The sequence below is a fragment of the Bifidobacterium sp. VU/mBH4 (B4) genome, assembly GCF_058199535.1.
In genome coordinates, this window is the sequence record NZ_JBVPQJ010000001.1 from 102,934 (window position 1) to 119,219 (window position 16,286).

Genomic DNA, 16,286 nt, shown 5'->3' on the forward strand with positions numbered 1-16,286 from the left:
CTGGTTGGGGAAACGGCGGGCGGTGATGTCAACTGAATGCGCACCTGGCATGGAGGGTTCGGTGCCTTTCAGTGGACAAGTGGAATCTGTCTGCTATCATGGTGACTTGCTCTCACGTGGCGTTATGTCACCCAATCCCCCCAGGGCAGGAATGCAGCAAGGGTAAGTGGCCTCTGGCGGGTGCGTGGGAGTTTTTTCATAGTTGTCCTGTCTGGGCTGGCTGAAGTCGTGAAGGGAACGCGTCCGTCGGACGGGGTGTCGGCTGTCGACCCAGGGGTTGGTTAGAGTCTTGAGGTATGACCAACAAGCACAAGCAGGGCGAAGCGCAGGAAGCCTGGTACCGGGATCCGAATGAGCAAACCGAAGCGGACGGCAGCCATGTTGACCGGGATCCTCTGACGTCTCGCCCCCGGATTTCGGCCTTGGTTCTGTGCCTGGTCACCGGCCTGGCCTGCCTGGGTCTGGCGGCTCTGGTCTGGTGGGCAGCTGTGTGGACTGTTCCCGGGCAGACCTATGACGACATGGCCCTGACCAACTTCCGCGGTTTCCTCGATCAGGCGCCCCTTGTCAAGGCTTATCTGGGACTGTTCGCCATGCCCTATGTGACTGTGGTGATCTGCGTGGTGCTGGGCCTTGCAGCCCTGGTGGTTGTTCTGGTCAGGCGCCGGTGGTGGCTGCTCGGCCAGGTTGCCGTTTATGCTCTGGTGGTCTACGGGGCGGCGCGTATGCTCAAGCGCTTCCTGCCTCGCCCGGTGCTGATCCATTCTCAGGCCTCCACAGCCAATTCGGCCCCATCAGGGCACACCATCCTGGCTTTGGCGGTGGTGCTGGCTCTGCTCTGTGTGGTGCCGCGTGTTTGGAGGGTCCCGGTCGCCTTGGTGGGGTTCGCCTTTGACCTGTCTGTGGGCTGCTCGCTGGTGCAGGGAGGTTGGCACCGACCCTCAGACGTGGTCATGGGCATGCTTATTCCGGTCGGTCTCTGTCTTATTGCTCTGGCCGTCACTCGTGGCACCGGGATGGACGTTCCTGGAACCAGGATGTCCTCGGCTTCGATCCAGATTGTCGCCACCTTGATGCTGGTGGCAGGGTTCCTGGGGATGCTCTATGCCTGCTATGTCATTTGGCAGGTCAGCCCTGGTCTGGAGATCGGCGCTCGGTGGGCGGCCTACGGGGTTCATTGCTCGGCCGTCATACTGATGGCCTCCCTTCTGTCGCTGACCCTGGGGCTGGTTCTGGCGCTGAGGCAGATTACGGCCTCGCCTCTGACCAGAATGGGCCTTGTCGGTCGGCCCCCGGCTCCTCCCCAGAATGACTGAAGTCAGTCGCTGAGCATACTGAACGTCTCTGATTCATCCACCATGGATCCCAGGGATCCACACCCATGCACAATGACCCCTTGATTTGCATGGTGACGGAACCTCGTGAGTAAGATGGCGTGCGAAAGACCACAATATAAGGAGAGGCCATGGCATCCGGCAATAAGCTCGTCATTGTTGAGTCGCCAACCAAGGCAAAGAAGATCGGCGGGTACCTGGGCAAGGGCTACACGGTCATGGCCTCGGTGGGCCATATCCGCGACCTGGCCCAGCCATCGCAGATCCCGGCCTCCCAGAAAAAGGCCTACGGCAAGTTCGGCGTGGACGTGAACGATGGCTTCAAGCCCTACTACATCGTGGACGACAAGAAGAAGCACACGGTGTCCGAGCTCAAGAAAGCGCTGAAGAACGCCGACGAGCTCTACCTGGCCACTGATGAGGATCGGGAGGGGGAGGCCATCGCCTGGCATCTGGTGCAGACCCTCAAACCCAAGGTGCCGGTCAAGCGCATGGTCTTTCATGAGATCACTCCCGAGGCCATCAAGGATTCGCTCAAGCACACCAGGGACGTGGATGCCCACATGGTCGATGCCCAGGAGACCCGCAGGGTTCTGGATCGGCTCTATGGCTATGAACTTTCACCGGTGCTCTGGCGCAAGGTGGGTCCGGGGCTGAGCGCCGGGCGTGTCCAGTCTGTGGCGACTCGGCTGATTGTGGAGCGCGAGCGTGAGCGCATGGCCTTCGTCAAGGCCTCCTACTGGGATCTGCTGGCGCATCTGGTGCAGGAGGATGCTGGGGAATCGTCATTGTCGGGCAGTTTTCAGGCGCGGATGATCGGCCTGGGAGAGCAGCGGCTGGCGGTCTCCAAGGGCTTCACCTCCAAGGGCCAGCTGACGCAGGCTGCAGCCAAGGAGCAGGTCCTGCAGCTGGATGAGCAGCACGCCCGAGGCCTGGCTGAGACGCTGAAAAATCAGGACTTCACGGTGACGGGTATGGAGACCAAGCCCTACCGGCGGCGCCCCCAGCCCCCCTTCACTACGTCTACCCTGCAGCAGACGGCAGGCAACCGGCTGGGCATGAGTTCCCGGGCCACCATGCGCGCTGCCCAGGGGCTCTATGAGAACGGGTTCATCACCTACATGCGTACCGATTCGGTCACCCTCTCCCAGGAGGCCATCGCTGCTGCCCGCAAGGGGGTCGAGCGTGAGTACGGGGCCGAATATCTGTCGGCCGAGTCCAAGCAGTATGTAACCAAGACCGCCGGCGCCCAGGAGGCCCACGAATGCATCCGGCCAGCCGGTTCCACCTTCCACAGGCCTCAGGAACTGGCCGACCGTCTGGCCCCTGACCAGCTCAAGCTCTACACCCTGATCTGGCGGCGCACCCTGGCTTCGCAGATGGCCGACGCCACCGGGTCTACAGCCACCATTCGCCTGTCGGCGCAGGCGGGCAAGGAGGGTACAGCCCTTTTCCAGGCTTCAGGCACCGTCATCAAGTTCCCTGGCTTCCTCAAAGCCATGGGTGCAGGCTCTGAACAGACTGATGAGGATTCTTCCCTGCCTCCGGTCCAGAAGGGCGACGTGCTTCGTGCTGCTGCCCTTGAGCCTGAGGGTCATGAAACCCAGCCGCCTGCACGCTACACCGAGGCCTCCCTGGTTAAGACCCTGGAGGCCAAGGAGATCGGCAGGCCTTCCACCTATGCCAGCATCATCTCGACCATCATCGATCGCGGATACGTCTACGAGCGTGGCCGTGCCCTGATCCCTTCCTGGCTGGCCTTTTCGGTAGTCAGGTTGCTGGAGACCAATTTCCCCAAGTATGTGGACTACCAGTTCACGGCACAGATGGAGAACGGCCTGGACATGATCGCCCACGGCAAGGAGCGGGGCAAGGACTGGCTGACCCGGTTCTACTTCGGCTCTGGCCCGGGCGCTGCTCAGAACGCTGATCAGGCTCATCAGGGCTTGCAGGAGCAGGTGGCCCAGTTGGGAGACATCGACGCTCGCAAGATCAACACCATCGAGATAGGCGATGGCCTGCAGGTGAGGGTCGGCCGCTACGGCCCCTATCTTGAGGATACGGCTGACCTGGATGCCGACGGCAATCCCAAGCGCGCCTCGTTGCCACCAACCATGGCTCCGGACGAGCTGACGGTGGCAGCGGGCCATGAGCTGATCGCAGCCAATGCTGGCGGTCCCCGTCAGCTTGGCAAGGATCCGGAGACCGGCGGTCGGGTTGAGGTGCGCAAGGGTCGATTCGGGCCCTATGTGGCCCTGATCAGCCCAGAAGAGGAAGCGGCCGAACAGAAGAAGCCTGCCGCTAAGACTGCAAGGACGGCCAAGCGAACAGGTCCTAAGCCCAAGATGGCTTCGCTCTTCAAAACCATGGATCCAGACACGGTCACCCTGGAGGATGCCCTGAAGCTGCTCAGCCTGCCCAGGACAGTGGGCAGCATCGAGCTGACCGATGCCAAGACGGGAGCAACCAGCCAGGCCACCGTCACAGCCAGCAACGGCCGCTATGGCCCCTACCTGACGGCCACCAAAGCCGACGGCGGCACCGAGACGCGTTCGCTGACCGACGAGGATCAGATTTTCACCATTGACCAGTCCGGGGCCAAGGCCCTCTTCGACCAGCCCAAGTACGGACGGCGTTCCCGGAGCGCGGCCAAGCCTCCTCTTCGTGAGCTGGGTACGGATCCTGACAGCGGCAAACCCGTCACCATCAAGGACGGATTCTATGGTGTCTACATCACCGACGGGCAGACCAACAGGACCCTGCCCAAGCAGTACACGGCCCAGTCCATCGAACCGGAGGTGGCCTTCCGCCTGCTGGCAGAGAAGCGCGCGGCCGAACCCGCCAAGCGGCGTGGCAGAACCACTCGCAAGTCGACCGCACGAAAGGCGACTGCCCGCAAGTCGGCTACTCGCGCCCGCAAAACCACAAAGAAGGCCGCGGCCGCCAAGACTTCCAAGAGTACGGAGCATCAGGCATGAGTGATGGTTTGTTCATTTCCTTCGAAGGTGTGGATGGGGCAGGCAAAACCACCCAGGTTCAACGAGCACACGACTATCTGCAGGAGTGCGGACTGCGATCCCAAGTCACCCGCGAACCAGGCGGCACCCCTGTCGGATTGACCATTCGGGAACTCGTTCTGCATGGCTTGGCTGCTTTCCCCTCGGTTGCCGTGACCGGTGGCACTGATGTGGTTGATGCCTCCGACGATCTGGCCCCCAGGACCGAGGCCCTGCTCTATGCAGCGGATCGGGCCGAGCATGTGGCCCAGGTGGTGCGTCCGGCTCTGGATCGCGGAGACATTGTGCTCTGCGACCGCTACCTGGATTCCTCAGTGGCCTATCAGGCCGGAGGCCGTGATCTGTCGGCGGACGTGATTCGTCGGCTGAGCCTGTGGGCCAGTCAGGGTTTGTTGCCTAAGCGCACCTACCTGCTGGATGCGGATCCGTCTCAGTCCAAGTCGCGTCTGGATCATGAACCCGATCGGCTGGAGTCGGCTGGCGACGACTTCCAGCAGCATGTGCGTCAGGCATTCCTGCAACTGGCTCAGAGGGAGCCTGACCGGTTCCTGGTTATCGACGCCACCCAGTCCATCGACCAGGTCTGGCAGGTCATCCAAGATGATTTGGACAAGCTGATTGAGGGCCGCGAGCCTGATCTGCCACAGGTCGATGATGAGAATGATGATGCCGATGCTCAGGACGATGCCGACGATGACGAATCGACTGCAGGATATGAGGACGACGGGCAGGATGCCGAGTCGGACTGGACTGAGGCTGCGGATAGGTCCGATCAGGCACCGGAGGCTGATGACGACCTGCAGGGTCAACTTGATGATGAGCAGGACGATCAGTCCATGGATGCGGAAACAGTCGGCGGTGATGCTGACGACGATTCGATTCCTGTGGATTCCCCGGCTCGCTGGCTGCTCCGGTCCCGCCTGCTGCGGAAGACCCGATGAGCGTCTGGGATGCCATTGTAGGCCAGCAGCCCACGGTCGATCTGCTCAAGCGGACGGTGGCCGTTCAGGCGCAGGGTCATGACGAGGTGGCGCAGTCCTGGCTGATCTGCGGCCCTCCTGGATCAGGACGCTCCAATCTGGCCCGGGCTTTCGCGGCGGCCCTGATCAGTCCGGATCAGGGCCTGAGCGACCAACCCACCCGCGTCACTCAGCAGGTCCTGGCAGGAACCCATCCGGATGTGACCATACTGTCCACCAACAAGGTCACTATCGGCATCAACGAGGTCAGGGAGCTGATCATGACCTCGGAGCAGATGCCTTCAACCTCGCGTTGGCGGGTCATCATCATTGAAGACGTGGACCGGATGCTGGAGCGGACCACCAATGTGCTGCTCAAGGAGATCGAGGAGCCGGCTGAGCACACTATCTGGCTCTTGTGTGCACCCAGCGCCCAGGATGTGCTGCCCACCATCCGTTCACGGACCAGGGTGCTCAACCTGGCGGTGCCGTCCAACACCGCTGTGGCCGATTTCCTGACCGATCAGGTGGGCGTGGACCGGCCTCTGGCCGCCAAGGCCGCCCGTTTGGCTCAGGGACATATCGGCATCGCTCGTCTCTATGCCACCAAGGATCAGGTTCTGGCCGACCGTGATGAGCTGGTGGTAGGCCTGCTGGGTCTGCGGCGCGCCTCGGATGCCGTGGTCTTGGCTGGTCGGGTGGTCGATGCGGCCCGCGATCAGGCCACCGCCACCGTAGACGACGAGGTGGCCAGGGACGAGCGGGAGTTCCGGCAGATCAACGGACTCAGGGACAAGGAGCGTATTCCCCGGCAGCTGCGCGGGGCCTACCATGCCTTAGGGGGCAAGGATCAGGTTCGTCGGCGGGTCACCAGGCTGACTCGGGATGTGCTGGACCGCAACCTGAGTACCCTGGCCAGCGTCTACCGGGATGTGGGCGTCTTGCAGAACGGCGCCGAGGAGAAGGCCGGCTTGGTCAATCTGGAGAATCGGGCGGCAATTGCCGATCTGTCCGTCAGACTTTCCAGGCAGGGGGCTATCGATCGCATTCAGCTGATCGCCCGGGCTCGCAGGAGACTGGCTGCCAATGGTTCGCCGCTCTTGGACTTCGAGGCTCTTTTCTGTACCCTGCTGGTCTGAGCGCAAACCCAAGGGTTCGTCAGGCGAAAGTGCCTGGCGAGGTCATGTTGCTGCTGCCGATCCTTGGCGACCAGGTCGATTCCCTGCACTCCAGTGCCGGCGGCAGAGCCACATGGGATGGCAGAATGGACTGTCCCTTGGCATCGACCAACCGCAGGGCCTCCTGGACGATGCCCTCCAGGGGAGTCTTGACTGCGGTCAAGGTCGGACTGCTGACCAGGCAGGCAGGGCTGTCCACGAAGGCGGCCACCTTGATTTGGTCGGGGACCTGGAAGCCTAGTTGGTTGCAGGCCATCAGAGCGCCCAGAGCCAGCGAGTCGTCCCCGCAGATAATGGCATCGGGATGGTCGTTTCCCGCGCTGAGCATGGTTGCGACGGCATCGTGGCCGCGTTGCATGCTGCATGGGCCGAACTGGACCCAATCCGGCTGAGGAGTCATCCCCAAGGTGTTGGTCAGGGTGGAGAAGGTCGTGAAGAGCTCGGAGGCAGCGCTGGTGCTCAGTTCACGGCTCAGATAGGCCACGGCATGCGCGTTCTGTTCGGCCAGGTGGGCAATGATCAGCCGCATGGAGGCGGCCTGGTCCATGCCGACCCAGCTGGTGTGGTAGGAGACCGGTCTGCCGCCGACCTGGACGATGGGCAGCCCGGATGGCAGGTCAGCCGGCATGCCGACCGGATCGTCGTCCGGCGAAGGAACGACGATGATTCCTTCGACCTGTCGGGCCGCCATTGATCTGATGGCCGCCTCGCGCTCCTGGTCGCCCCTGACGGATATGACCAGCAGGTAGCGGCCCTGTTCGGTCAGCCTTCTGCTGAGCAGATCCAGAATGGATCCGTCTAGCCCCGCGGAGGTGCCGCACAGAACCAGCCCTACGGTTCTGCTGCGGTCCGAGCGGAGTGCGCTGGCAGCAAAGTTGGCCGAATAGTTGAGCTTCTCGGCCGCAGCCCTGACCCTGCGGCTGATGTCGTCATTCTTGCTTCTATGGCCGGAAAGGACGCGGGACACAGTCGCCGTGGAAACTCCGGCCAGAGCTGCGACGTTGGCAATGGAAGGCTTATTGTCCGCCGTGTGTCCCATTGGTTCCCTCGAAGATCTCTCCGCGGATGTCGGTTGCAGCTGGCGGCGGGGTTACTCGGCCTGGGTCAGCTTGGTGACCAAGGAATCGGCCACGGACTCGGCCTCGTCGCCATCGACGGTCACAGTGACCTTGTCGCCCTTGGCGATGCCCAGGCTCATGACCATCAGAATGCTGCCGGCGTCCACGGGATTGCCCTCGCCCTTGGCTATGGTGACCTTGCATCCGCTGGATGCGGCGGCCTGCGAGAACTCCGAAGCGGGCCTGGCGTGAATGCCGACCGGGTCGGTGATGACGGTGGAACGTTGTGCTGTTGCCATGATGACCAGCTCTCCTGAAGATATGGCCGATCCTGTCGAACCGGCATGTCGAGTGATGAATACGCTGGTTATCTTACCACCGTCAACAAGGAATTACAGAAAACGATTACCGTTGAAAAACAAATGGATTTGTGTATACTGAACATCGTTGCTTAAAGAACGTTTCCACCGCCGTTGTGGAGCTTGCCTCAAGGGCGGCCTGCACGCAGTGGCCAGGCACTAAGGAGTGCGACATGGAGATCCAAGGCGTGGGCATTGGCCGCGGCGTTGCCGTTGGCCCGGTTATCCATATGGCGGCCGGACTGGATGTGCCCGGCGATGAGGCGAGGCCTGAGAACCTGACGGCGGATGCTGAATTCAGCAGGGTCGAATCCGCCCTGGCATCGGTCAACAAGGACCTGCTTGCGCGTGCCAAGGCCGCCCAGGATGGGCAGGGGGCCAAGGATGCTGCTCCGATTCTGACCGCCTTGGCCCAGATGGCCCAGGACCCGGCCCTGAAGACTTCGATCCGATCCCTGCTGGATGGTGGCAAGACCGCCGAGCGATCCGTCTATGAGGCTTTTGCCGACTTCGAGGGAAAGCTCCAGGCCATCGGCGGCTACATGGGGGAGCGTGCCAACGATCTGCATGATGTAGGCCAGCGTGTCATCGCCCATCTGCTCGGTGTCCCGGCCCCGGGCGTACCGGAAAGCGACAAGCCATTCGTCCTGGTCGCCCCTGACCTGTCTCCGGCCGATACCTCCAGCTTGGACATGACCAAGGTGCTGGCCATTGTCACCATTGAGGGCGGTCCGACCAGCCATACCGCCATCCTGGCCCGGTCCAGGGGGATCGTCGCCGTCGTGGGCGCTCAGGACGCAGCCGGGCTGTCCGACGGACAGACGGTCATCGTCGATGCAGCTGCCGGCAAGGTGACTGCCGATCCCAACCAGGAACAGATCGAGAAGGCTGAGCAGGCCCGACGCGAAGCGGATCAGGCCAAGGCTTTGCGAGGCCGCCCTGGCCAGCTCAAGGATGGAACCAGGATCCCCCTCCTGGCCAATGTCGGCAAGCCCGCGGATGCTGATCCGGCCTTGGAGTATGGCGCCGAAGGGGTCGGACTCTTCCGCTCGGAGTTCCTCTTCCTGGGCAACGAGCAGGCTCCCGGCGTCGAGGAGCAGGCCAAGGCCTACCGTGCTCTTCTTGAACGCTTCCCTGGCCGCAAGGTGGTCATCCGCCTGCTGGATGCCGGCGCCGACAAGCCTCTGCCCTTCCTGACCCAGGCTGACGAGCCCAATCCTGCCCTGGGGCTGCGTGGTCTGCGCACGCTGAAGGTCCACAGCCAGGTTCTGGAGGATCAGCTGGAGGCCTTGGCCCGGGCCGATGCCGAGACCGATGCTGACCTGTGGGTCATGGCGCCCATGGTCGCTGACGAGCACGAGGCTGACTACTTCGTCCGTCTGGGCAAGAGCAAGGGGCTCAAGCGCGTGGGCGTCATGGCCGAAGTTCCTTCGATTGCACTGATGGCCGACAAGGTGGCCAAGGTGGCCGACTTCGTCAGCATCGGCACCAACGACCTGACCCAGTACACGCTGGCCGCCGACCGCACGCTGGGTTCGGTCGCCTCCTATCAGACCGCCTGGCATCCTGCCGTCCTCAGGGCCATCAAGCTAATCGCTGATGCCGGTCAGGCCAATAACATGCCTGTCGGAGTCTGCGGCGAGGCTGCTGCCGATCCGGACCTGGCCGTAGTTTTGGCCGGCATCGGCGTGACCAGCCTGTCCATGACGCCGGTCGCTCTGGATGATGTCCGCGCCGAACTGGCCAAGCACACCATGGACGAGGCCAAGGCGCTGGCCGCCAGGGCTCTGGACGGGGAGTTCTATCATCCCCAGGGGTGGTGAGTAGTCGGCCGGATTCACGCAAATCCACCGGATCTAGTGCAATCGAGCAAGTCAAACAGCACGAGCAAGGAGCAGACATGACGGATTTCCAAGCCTTCCTTCCCGACACATCCTTCGCCCTGGATGTACCGGCGACTGACTGGCGGGATGCCATCCGCAAGGCGGGCGACAGGCTGGTGGCCTCCAGGTTCACCACCGATGCCTACACGGACCAGATGATCGAGACCGTCGAGAAGATGGGACCCTACATCGTCATCGCCCCCGGTCTGGCTCTGGCCCATTCCCGGCCCAGCGAGGCGGTCCTGGGAACCGGCCTGAGCTGGGTAAGGCTGTCCACGCCTGTCGAGTTCGGCAACAAGGCCAACGATCCGGTCTCTTTGGTGATCGGTCTGGCCGGACGGGATGAGCAGGAGCACCTGCAGGTGATGTCCGCCATCGCCGGTGCACTGACCGACGCGAAAAAGACCCAGCAACTGGCCAAGGCCGGCACCCCTGACGAGGTCCGCGCCATTCTTCAATCGTGAACAAGAAGCAGTAAAAGCAAACAAGGAACAAAGGAGCAACTCATGGATATTCTCTGCGTATGCGGCAACGGCATCGGCACCTCGGTCCTGCTCAAGGTCAACGTCGAGCAGGTGGCATCGGAGCTGGGCATGGACGTGACCGTGACCACCTCCGACGCGGGCAGCGCCAAGGGCACGGCCAACATGAACGACCTGGTGCTGACCTCGCCCCAGCTGGCTCCCGAGCTGGAGGGGACCACCACCCCGGTCGAGACCGTCCAGAACTTCATGGACAAGGACGAGATCAAGGGCATCCTGGAGCAGTACGCCGACTGATGCGTCCGGCGGGCATTCGTCATCGCCAGGCCGATGGGACGCCCGCTCTTTCGAGGTAAGAACAAGAGAGAAATAGTAAGGACAAACAATGAATGTCTTCCTTGCGGTGCTGAACTTCATCAGCCAGGAGATTCTGAATGTGCCCGCCTATCTGATTGGCATCGTGGCGGCCATCGGCCTGATCGCCCTGAAACGGAGCGCGGGCCAGGTCATCTCGGGTGCCCTCAAGGCGGCCATGGGCTATCTGATCCTGGGCGCCGGTGCCACCGTGGTGACCAACGCCCTGGATCCCTTCGGCAAGCTGGTCTTCAAGGCCACTGGCGCCCACGGGGTCGTCCCCACCAACGAGGTGATCGTGGCCCAGGCCTCCAGCCAGTTCGGCGCAGCCTCCGCCTACATCATCGTGCTCAGCTTCATCGTCATGATCCTGCTGGCACGGTTCACCCCGCTCAAGTACGTCTTCCTGACCGGCCACCATATGGTCTTCATGTCCACCCTGCTGGCCCTGGTCCTTTCGATCGGGTTCGGCAAGGGCAACAACCTGCTCATCGTGCTGATCGGCTCCCTGCTCATGGGCGTGATCATGGTGGCCATGCCCGCCTTCGCCCAGCCATACATGAACCGGGTGACCGGCAGCGACAAGCTGTCCATCGGCCACTTCAACACCTTGGGCTACGTGGTCTCGGGCGCGGTCGGCAGCGCTGTGGGTAAGAAGTCGCGTTCCACCGAGGACATCGACTTCCCCAAGGGGCTGAGCTTCCTGCGTGATTCCATGGTCTCCACCACCCTGCTCATGGTCGTCCTCTACCTGGTCTTCGCTGTCTGGACCGCCTTTGTGGTGCCGGCCAAGGCCGCTTTCGCGGTCTTCCCATCGCACCCGGCCAACTGGGGAGCCTTCTTCATGGCCGCCTTCGCCCAGGCCTTGCAGTTCGGCATCGGCGTGAGCATCATCCTCTACGGCGTCCGCATCATCCTGGGCGAGCTGGTGCCCGCCTTCCAGGGCATCGCCAACAAGGTGGTCCCCGGCGCCCGTCCTGCACTGGACATCCCCATTGTCTTCCCCTACGGTGCCAACGCATCCCTGATCGGCTTCCTGGCCTCCTTCGCCGGTGGTCTGGTGGCTCTGGTCATCATTGCCGTCTGGCTTGGGCCTGTCTGGGGTCTGGCCCTGATCCTGCCGGGCATGGTGCCCCACTTCTTCGATGGCGGCGGTGCCGGTGTCTTCGGCAATGCGACCGGCGGCCGCATCGGAGCCGTGGTCGGCGGCTTCATCAATGGTCTGCTGATCACCTTCCTGCCGGCCATCCTGATGACGGTTCTGGGCAGCTTCGGCCTGTCCAACGCCACCTTCGGCGATGCCGACTTCGCCTGGTACGGCACCGTGGTCGGCAAGCTGGCCCAGCTGGGTATCCCTGCCGGGGCCGTGGTCCTGGTGGTCCTGGCTGTGGTGATCTTCGCCCTGGCCTGGATCTGGCAGGTCAAGGTGGTCAACACCGGATGGATGCCTGCCGCCAAGCATGCTGAGTTCATCGCTGATGTCGAGGCTAAAGAGAAGGAGGCCAAGGCTCAGGCTCGTGCAGCCGCCAAGGCCGCCCGCGCCGAGGCCAAGGCCGCCAAGGCAGCAAAAGCCGAATAGGCATGTGCAAGCGCGCCCTGTAGGCGCCAGGAGAAAGGTCCTGCTGATTCCTTTCTCCGCCCCAACTCAGAGTCGCCCGTTTCCTTTCTACGTAGAGGGAAACGGGCGACTCTTGCATTTTGACCCAGCGCGATGGGCTTTATTGCTCCAAGCGTCTTTAACGGATGAACTTGACCCCGTCACTGGAGCGGGCGAGAATCGAACCATGAGGATTATCACAGATTTCGGCACCATTCCCGATCGGTACGCCAAGCGTGCCCCGCAGTCCCTTACGCGCAAGGGACGTCCTGTCGTCTCCTTCCCCTTCCGGCTTGAAGATGTACCCCAGGAGGCCCGTTACCTGCATTGGATGCTGGTGGATCCTGATTCCGTGCCGGTCTGCGGCTTCCCATGGATCCACTGGTCCCTGGCCAATCTGCCTGTTGACGCTCTGGCTGCCCTGCAGTCTGATGAGGCTGACAGCTCTGTGCTGGCCATTCCCGAGGACTTCTCCAGAAACCTGCCCAATCTGATTCCCGGCGTGCCTCAGGGCCGTACTTCGGCCGCCTCGCCCTTGGTCATGGAGGAGGAGATCGCCGACGATCCCGCCGTGCTCATGCGCTACAACGGCCCCACCCCACCAGACCAGGTCCATGACTATGTACTCTCGGTCTGGGCCACGCGGGATGCTCTTCCTGGTCTGGAAGAGGGATTCTGGCTGAACGCCCTGGTCCATGCCATTCATTCCGCTCAGCCTGTAGCCGCTGCAGCCCGGGTTTGGCTGCCAGCCGATGCATGAGAATTTGATTTAGCGCACATCCCCTGATATTGGGACCGATATTGGGGCGGTCTGGCACTAGAGTGAGGCCATGCCCCAAGTGCGCAGACGGCCGTCATCCCTGCCTGCCCACGCAGTCGGTTGGAACGGCATTCCCCGGCATCCGGACTGGTGATGACAGTTGACCGCAATCAGACAAAGGAAGACGCTTATATGCCCTGCACCACGCTTCTGATAGGCAAGCACGCCAGTTATGACGGATCCACCATCATCGCCCGAAATGAGGATTCAGCCAACGGGGAGTTCCGTCCCAAGCGTTTCGTCCTGGTCGCTCCCGACCAGCAGCCACGGCACTACCGCAGCGTGATCAGCCACTTGGAGATGGATCTGCCCGAGGACCCCATGCGCTACACCTCGGTGCCCAATGCTGTGCTCGATCAAGGGTTGTGGGCCGAAGCGGGCGTCAACAGTGCCAACGTGGCCATGTCAGCCACCGAGACCATCACCACCAATGAGCGTGTTCTGGGCGCCGATCCGCTGGTGGAGCTCACCCCCGCCCAGGGCCGTCCGGGGGAGGAGGGCTACCTGGCCGAGGTGCCCGGGGGCATCGGCGAGGAGGACCTGGTCACCATCGTCCTGCCCTATATCCGCTCGGCGCGGGAGGGTGTCCTGCGGCTGGGTTCCCTTCTTGAGCGCTACGGCACCTATGAGATGAATGGCATTGCCTTCAGCGACGTGGACGAGATCTGGTGGATGGAGACCATAGGCGGCCATCACTGGATCGCCAAGCGGGTGCCCGATGACTCTTATGTGACCATGCCCAACCAGCTGGGCATTGACGAGTTCGATCTGGACGACGCCTTCGGGGAACAGACCGATCACCTTTGCTCGGCCGACCTGCGGGAGTTCATCGCCGACAACCACCTAAATCTTGCCGTGGAGTCGGCCTCGCCCTTCAATCCGCGTGACGCTTTCGGATCCCATAGCGATTCGGATCATGTCTACAACACGCCCCGGGCCTGGTATATGCAGCGCTTCCTCAACCCCTATGACGAGATCTGGGACGGACCGGATGCCGATCATGCCCCCACCAGTGACAACATCCCTTGGTGCCGCCAGCCCGAGCGTCTGATTACCGTGGAGGATGTCAAGTATCTGCTCAGTTCCCACTACCAGGGCACGCCCTACGATCCCTATGGGCGGACCGGCGACGATCACACCAAGGGGCTCTACCGGCCCATCGGCATCAACCGCAACGACCAGCTGGCCCTGATCCAGCTGCGCCCCTACCGGCCTGAATCCTGCCGGGCCATCCAATGGATGTCCTACGGGTCCAACGCCTTCAATGCCTTGGTTCCCTTCTATGCCAATGTGGATCGGACGCCTGACTATCTGGCCAACGCCACTGACCGGGTCTCCACGGACAGCCTCTACTGGTCCGACCGGCTGATCGCCGCCCTGTGCGATTCCGAATTCGCCGGCACCTCGGCGGCTGTCGAGCGTTACCAGCAGAGCGTGGGCGGCGAGGGCCACCGGCTGATTGCCGCCGCTGACGAGCAGGTGGCACGGCTGGAAGGCGCCGACCAGGGCACCGACAACGCCGAGGTGCGCCAGGTGTTGGAGGCCGCCAACCAGGACATGGCCGACCGTCTGCGCAAGGAGACCGATGACCTGCTTGGCCAGGTGCTCTACACGGTCAGCATGGGCATGCGCAACGGCTACCACCTGTCCGACAACTGAGCCATCCGATTTGCAAAAACCATTAAGGAGGAGAGCCTCATGAGGGGTTTCGACGATTATGTCAGGCCATACGGCTTGTTTGACAAGATCGATGCCTTCGGCTACTTGAAGGATTTGCGGGAGCATCCGGATATGCCGCGCAAGCAGGGCCGGGTGCTGTTGGTGACCGCCGACACCCCGCTCAAGGCCTCGCGAGGAGAGGGCAAGACCACAACCACCATCGCCCTGATCGACGCTCTGCGCGCCCGAGGGGTGGATGCTGCGGCCGTCCTGCGTCAGCCCAGCATGGGCATCACCGCAGCCGGGTCCAAGGGTGGCGCCTCCGGTGGCGGCAAGTCCTCCCTGACGCATCCTGAGCTGGTGGACTGGGGTCTGTGCGGGGAGATGGCGGCTATCGAATCCGCACAGAACCTCTTGGTCTCCTTCGCGGAGAAGGCTGTGGACGAGGGCCGGCTGGACACCGTCCTGGTGCCCCGGGTCAGCGAGGTGCCTTCGCGGTCCTTGCGGCAGATCACCGTGGACCGAGGCAAGGGCGATCTGCCCGAGCGGACCGTGCTGACGCCAACCTGCGAGCTCATGCAGATCGTCGTGCTCTCCCGGAGCATGGAGGAGATCGAGCGGCGTGTGGCAGCCATGGTCGCGGGGACCTTGGACGGTCGCCCGGTCACCTTTGGTGAGTTTGTGGACCTGTGGCGGATCACCGGCATTCTGACCGATGCGGTCAAGCCTGCCTTCACGCAGACCTTGGAGGGTTCACCGGTCTATGTGCATGGCGGGCCTTTCGCCAACGTCTCCATCGGCATCCCCAGCCTGGTGTCCGTGGAGATGGCCTGCGCAAGACATGATGTGGTCGTCGTCGAGGCGGGCTACGGAGCTGATGCCGGTGCCCAGAAGTGGCTGGACATCGCCGCCCGCGAGTACGGGGCCCAGTGGCCGGCCGCCGCCGTGGTCGTCACCCGTGCCACCACCTGGCGGGACGATCCCAAGCTGAGCTGGCGCTACCCCTTCCATGTGCATCGTCTGGAGGGATTGGGCATCCCCACCTTCCCGCTGATCAACCTCTGGGAGGGCGAGGACGATCAGGTGGATTCCTTGCGGGAGACGGCCGACGGTCTGGGCTTCCGCAGGCCCATCGCGGGCAACCTCTTCCGTGACGGGGGCAAGGCCCTTGAGCCTCAGCTGGATGATCTGGTCAAGGCCCTGCAGGAGCCTGCGAAGGCCCAGGCGGATACAGCCAGCCTGCATGATATGTCCGTGCCGGATCGGATTCGCTGGATCGCCCAGAGCGCCTACGGCGTGCCGGCTGATCGGGTCATTGAGCGTGAGGGCTTCCAGGACAGCCTTCAGGCGGCCTCCGACCTTTGCAACAAGGCAGGCATCTCCCTCGAGGATCTGGTGGTGGTGGCGGTTAAATCGCCGGCTACCATGACCGACGATGACCGGGCCGACCAGGACAAGCGCACAGTCACCCTGAAGAAGGTCGAGGCCCATACAGGGGCCGGTCTCCTGCAGGTGAACCTGACCACTTCCCTGACCACGCCCATGCCCAAGATCGTCTAAGCAGGCCATGCATGGATTCGGCAGAC

Annotated in this window: 12 protein-coding genes, 1 other RNA gene and 1 pseudogene; 12 read left to right on the plus strand and 2 right to left on the minus strand. The window is 62.8% G+C overall.

The window, feature by feature from the left end:
- The first annotated feature begins 106 nt into the window (after positions 1-106).
- The 5 genes and pseudogenes from ffs (at position 107) to AC0AII_RS00430 (ending at position 6,449) form a co-directional block, all read left to right on the plus strand.
- Positions 107-197, plus strand: an RNA gene (ffs, locus tag AC0AII_RS00410) — signal recognition particle sRNA small type.
- Between the two features lie 99 nt (positions 198-296).
- Positions 297-1,316, plus strand: coding sequence for a phosphatase PAP2 family protein (locus tag AC0AII_RS00415; protein WP_490445720.1), 1,020 nt, complete (start codon positions 297-299; stop codon positions 1,314-1,316).
- A gap of 149 nt (positions 1,317-1,465) precedes the next feature.
- The gene (gene topA / locus AC0AII_RS00420; RefSeq protein WP_490445721.1) at positions 1,466-4,312 is read left to right on the plus strand and encodes a type I DNA topoisomerase; all 2,847 of its coding nucleotides are present in this window, start codon (positions 1,466-1,468) and stop codon (positions 4,310-4,312) included.
- Positions 4,309-4,962 (plus strand): annotated as a pseudogene (gene tmk / locus AC0AII_RS00425) (dTMP kinase); the annotation flags it as partial. The gene topA and the pseudogene tmk, both read left to right, overlap by 4 nt.
- 326 nt (positions 4,963-5,288) lie before the next feature.
- On the plus strand, positions 5,289-6,449 hold the full coding sequence (locus AC0AII_RS00430; RefSeq protein WP_490445722.1) for a DNA polymerase III subunit delta': 1,161 nt from the start codon (positions 5,289-5,291) through the stop codon (positions 6,447-6,449).
- A 19-nt stretch (positions 6,450-6,468) separates the two neighbouring features.
- On the opposite strand, the gene AC0AII_RS00435 is transcribed toward AC0AII_RS00430, so the two are convergent.
- On the minus strand, positions 6,469-7,527 hold the full coding sequence (locus AC0AII_RS00435) for a LacI family DNA-binding transcriptional regulator (protein ID WP_101432962.1): 1,059 nt from the start codon (positions 7,525-7,527) through the stop codon (positions 6,469-6,471).
- A gap of 51 nt (positions 7,528-7,578) precedes the next feature.
- Complete coding sequence (locus AC0AII_RS00440; protein ID WP_463316175.1) at positions 7,579-7,845, minus strand: HPr family phosphocarrier protein; 267 nt, start codon at positions 7,843-7,845, stop codon at positions 7,579-7,581.
- A 233-nt stretch (positions 7,846-8,078) separates the two neighbouring features.
- Here AC0AII_RS00440 and ptsP point away from each other — a divergent pair, with 233 nt between their 5' ends.
- The 7 genes from ptsP to AC0AII_RS00475 all read left to right on the plus strand — a co-directional run bounded on the left by ptsP (position 8,079) and on the right by AC0AII_RS00475 (position 16,260).
- Positions 8,079-9,728, plus strand: a complete 1,650-nt coding sequence (gene ptsP, locus AC0AII_RS00445) for a phosphoenolpyruvate--protein phosphotransferase (RefSeq protein ID WP_490445723.1) — start codon at positions 8,079-8,081, stop codon at positions 9,726-9,728.
- Between the two features lie 77 nt (positions 9,729-9,805).
- The gene (locus AC0AII_RS00450) at positions 9,806-10,252 is read left to right on the plus strand and encodes a PTS sugar transporter subunit IIA (RefSeq protein WP_490445724.1); all 447 of its coding nucleotides are present in this window, start codon (positions 9,806-9,808) and stop codon (positions 10,250-10,252) included.
- 42 nt (positions 10,253-10,294) lie between these two features.
- Positions 10,295-10,567, plus strand: a complete 273-nt coding sequence (locus AC0AII_RS00455) for a PTS sugar transporter subunit IIB (RefSeq protein ID WP_024626949.1) — start codon at positions 10,295-10,297, stop codon at positions 10,565-10,567.
- Between the two features lie 88 nt (positions 10,568-10,655).
- Positions 10,656-12,203, plus strand: coding sequence for a PTS ascorbate transporter subunit IIC (ulaA, locus tag AC0AII_RS00460; RefSeq protein WP_144084940.1), 1,548 nt, complete (start codon positions 10,656-10,658; stop codon positions 12,201-12,203).
- A gap of 205 nt (positions 12,204-12,408) precedes the next feature.
- Positions 12,409-12,981 (plus strand): YbhB/YbcL family Raf kinase inhibitor-like protein, encoded by a 573-nt coding sequence (locus AC0AII_RS00465; RefSeq protein WP_490445725.1) that lies wholly within the window; start codon positions 12,409-12,411, stop codon positions 12,979-12,981.
- Positions 12,982-13,173: 192 nt separating this feature from the next.
- Positions 13,174-14,700: a C69 family dipeptidase gene (locus tag AC0AII_RS00470; protein WP_490445726.1), complete on the plus strand. Its 1,527-nt coding sequence runs from the start codon at positions 13,174-13,176 to the stop codon at positions 14,698-14,700.
- A gap of 39 nt (positions 14,701-14,739) precedes the next feature.
- Positions 14,740-16,260, plus strand: a complete 1,521-nt coding sequence (locus AC0AII_RS00475; protein ID WP_490445727.1) for a formate--tetrahydrofolate ligase — start codon at positions 14,740-14,742, stop codon at positions 16,258-16,260.
- The last annotated feature ends 26 nt before the right edge of the window (positions 16,261-16,286 follow it).

Bases quoted from the DNA above. Each gene is read 5' to 3' on its own strand.
- AC0AII_RS00470 (WP_490445726.1), top strand. From the start codon at position 13,174: ATGCCCTGCACCACGCTTCTGATAGGCAAGCACGCCAGTTATGACGGA.
- AC0AII_RS00435 (WP_101432962.1), bottom strand. From the start codon at position 7,527: ATGGGACACACGGCGGACAATAAGCCTTCCATTGCCAACGTCGCAGCT.
- topA (WP_490445721.1), top strand. From the start codon at position 1,466: ATGGCATCCGGCAATAAGCTCGTCATTGTTGAGTCGCCAACCAAGGCA.
- ptsP (WP_490445723.1), top strand. From the start codon at position 8,079: ATGGAGATCCAAGGCGTGGGCATTGGCCGCGGCGTTGCCGTTGGCCCG.
- AC0AII_RS00465 (WP_490445725.1), top strand. From the start codon at position 12,409: ATGAGGATTATCACAGATTTCGGCACCATTCCCGATCGGTACGCCAAG.
- AC0AII_RS00475 (WP_490445727.1), top strand. From the start codon at position 14,740: ATGAGGGGTTTCGACGATTATGTCAGGCCATACGGCTTGTTTGACAAG.
- AC0AII_RS00450 (WP_490445724.1), top strand. From the start codon at position 9,806: ATGACGGATTTCCAAGCCTTCCTTCCCGACACATCCTTCGCCCTGGAT.
- ulaA (WP_144084940.1), top strand. From the start codon at position 10,656: ATGAATGTCTTCCTTGCGGTGCTGAACTTCATCAGCCAGGAGATTCTG.
- AC0AII_RS00415 (WP_490445720.1), top strand. From the start codon at position 297: ATGACCAACAAGCACAAGCAGGGCGAAGCGCAGGAAGCCTGGTACCGG.
- AC0AII_RS00440 (WP_463316175.1), bottom strand. From the start codon at position 7,845: ATGGCAACAGCACAACGTTCCACCGTCATCACCGACCCGGTCGGCATT.
- AC0AII_RS00430 (WP_490445722.1), top strand. From the start codon at position 5,289: ATGAGCGTCTGGGATGCCATTGTAGGCCAGCAGCCCACGGTCGATCTG.
- AC0AII_RS00455 (WP_024626949.1), top strand. From the start codon at position 10,295: ATGGATATTCTCTGCGTATGCGGCAACGGCATCGGCACCTCGGTCCTG.